General features: G+C 59.7%; 4 protein-coding genes. 3 read left to right on the top strand and 1 reads right to left on the bottom strand.

What is annotated here, in order from left to right:
• The first annotated feature begins 198 nt into the window (after positions 1–198).
• The 3 genes from A9Q02_RS00215 to A9Q02_RS00205 all read left to right on the top strand — a co-directional run bounded on the left by A9Q02_RS00215 (position 199) and on the right by A9Q02_RS00205 (position 1,248).
• Positions 199–435 (top strand): ribbon-helix-helix protein, CopG family, encoded by a 237-nt coding sequence (locus A9Q02_RS00215; protein ID WP_097650331.1) that lies wholly within the window; start codon positions 199–201, stop codon positions 433–435.
• Positions 435–773, top strand: a complete 339-nt coding sequence (locus A9Q02_RS00210; protein ID WP_097650330.1) for a type II toxin-antitoxin system PemK/MazF family toxin — start codon at positions 435–437, stop codon at positions 771–773. Before A9Q02_RS00215 ends, A9Q02_RS00210 begins: the two co-directional genes overlap by 1 nt.
• A 262-nt stretch (positions 774–1,035) precedes the next feature.
• Positions 1,036–1,248 (top strand): hypothetical protein, encoded by a 213-nt coding sequence (locus A9Q02_RS00205; RefSeq protein WP_205712748.1) that lies wholly within the window; start codon positions 1,036–1,038, stop codon positions 1,246–1,248.
• A 96-nt stretch (positions 1,249–1,344) separates the two neighbouring features.
• On the opposite strand, the gene A9Q02_RS00200 is transcribed toward A9Q02_RS00205, so the two are convergent.
• Positions 1,345–1,677, bottom strand: a complete 333-nt coding sequence (locus A9Q02_RS00200; RefSeq protein ID WP_097650329.1) for a TfoX/Sxy family protein — start codon at positions 1,675–1,677, stop codon at positions 1,345–1,347.
• Positions 1,678–1,867: the final 190 nt, after the last annotated feature.

The following is a 1,867-nucleotide window of genomic DNA, read 5'->3' as shown; positions in this document are numbered from 1 at the left end:
GCAAGGGCACCCGCAAGGGGTGCCCCTACACCGGGCCCGCCCCCCGGCCCTGTAGGGGCACCCCTTGCGGGTGCCCCGCCCCGGTACGGCCATCCCTTGCGGGTGCCCCGTTGTATCCGATTTCGTATGATGCAATCGCCCTATCTTCCACCAGCAACGCCCTTGACTACTGGTATAACTCGGGTTATACTCATTGGTATGAAGACGGCGATATCAATCCCTGATGCCTTGTTCAAGGCAGCTGAAGAGTACGCTCGTGCGCAGGGGCTCTCGCGCAGCGAGCTGTTCGCCCGTGCCCTCCAAGTCTATCTCGACGCCCATCACACTGCGCAGATTACCGCCGCACTCGACCAGGTCTACGACGCAGAATCAAGTACCCTCGACCCGGCATTCAACGCAGCCCAGCGGCGCCTTCTTGCGGGGGACGATTGGTAATGCAACGCGGTGATGTGTGGTGGGCAAACCTTCCCGATGCCAGTGGGTCAGGCCCGGCGTTCCGTCGCCCGGTGCTGCTCGTTCAAGCCGATGCATTTACGCGGAGCCGTATCGCAACCGTCATCGTTGCCGTGATCACGAGCAATCTCCGGCTCGCAGCCGCACCAGGGAACGTCGTGCTCCGGGCACGCGAGTCCGGCTTACCCAAAGACTCCGTGATCAACGTGTCGCAACTCATCACCCTCGACAAGACGGAGCTTGATGAGCAGGTCGGACAGGTCTTGCCGACAACGCTCGCGGACGTCGATCAAGGCTTGCGCGTGGTCCTTGACCTGTAGGTAAAGTCTCCCGGAACGCAGTTGACGACCTGAAGCGTTTCCTCTCCCCAACGCGGCCCAACATTGCGTGCAGCCGACTCGCCGGAAGCGGGGCGACTTTCTGCGCTGGTATGAAGTAGACTGCGTTCCAGCTTGGGAACATCAGTGTCAGTCCGCCGGCGCGCGACTGACAGCCTGGCGTTGGCTAGCAAGGGTGTCGGCTGCGTAGAGTGAGTGCGGCGTGCTACAATAGACACCGGATACCTGCCAAGGAGAATCACAGATGGATCTTCGTATGACGACCAGGATGGATAAGCGCCACTTCTCGATCGTCTCATTGTCTGAGGAATCGGGCGATCAAGCGTATTGGCAGCAACAGCACCCGCTCGACCGAATCGCCGCTCTGGAATTGATGCGTCAGGTGATGTATGGCTACGATATTACTACCGCCCGACTTCAAAGCGTTCTTACAATTGCTGAACGACCATCAAGTTGACGGTGTCGAAGTGCCAATTATTGCGCTCGACGACTTAAAACAGAATAAGCAGGCAAGCGGGCGTCTGAAAGATTTAAATGACTTGGCCAACCTCCCTTAGCCTCGCGGCGGCAATGACGTTGCATAGGCCACGCCCTGCATCACCCACGACTGCAGGGCTTCGTCCGACGCGAGCCCTGCGGGGGCCACGACAACAATGCCGTTCATCGTGCGCCCGGCGAGCGAGCGGATGCGCGCATATGGTTGCGCCAGCGCCTCGTGATAGCGCTCGGGGCCAACCCGTACCAGCAATTCGTCACCGAGGATCGCGCAGCACATGTTGCCGGCTAGCAGAAACGCCAACCCGCCAAACATCTTGCGTTCACGCAACGCAGGCTGTCCCGTTAGCATCTCCCGCACCCGTCGCGCCAGATCGTCATCAAACGCCATCGTTGTGCTCCTTTGACCTGGGTGGCCCTATGTTACGCATCTGTTGGAATTGTCCGCAGATGACGCAGATTACGATTCAGATCATAATCTGCGGATACTCTACTAACCTTATCCACGCGCCTCGGTACCTGTTCACACTTCTCCTGGGAGCGAGGGCGTCCCGCCCTCGAAGGCATCCCGAGGGCGGGAC

Origin of the sequence: Candidatus Chloroploca asiatica, assembly GCF_002532075.1 — a bacterium.
In the GTDB taxonomy this organism is placed as follows: domain Bacteria; phylum Chloroflexota; class Chloroflexia; order Chloroflexales; family Chloroflexaceae; genus Chloroploca; species Chloroploca asiatica.
Note: the sequence above shows the minus strand (reverse complement) of the source record. Positions and strands in the feature narration are given on the sequence as shown.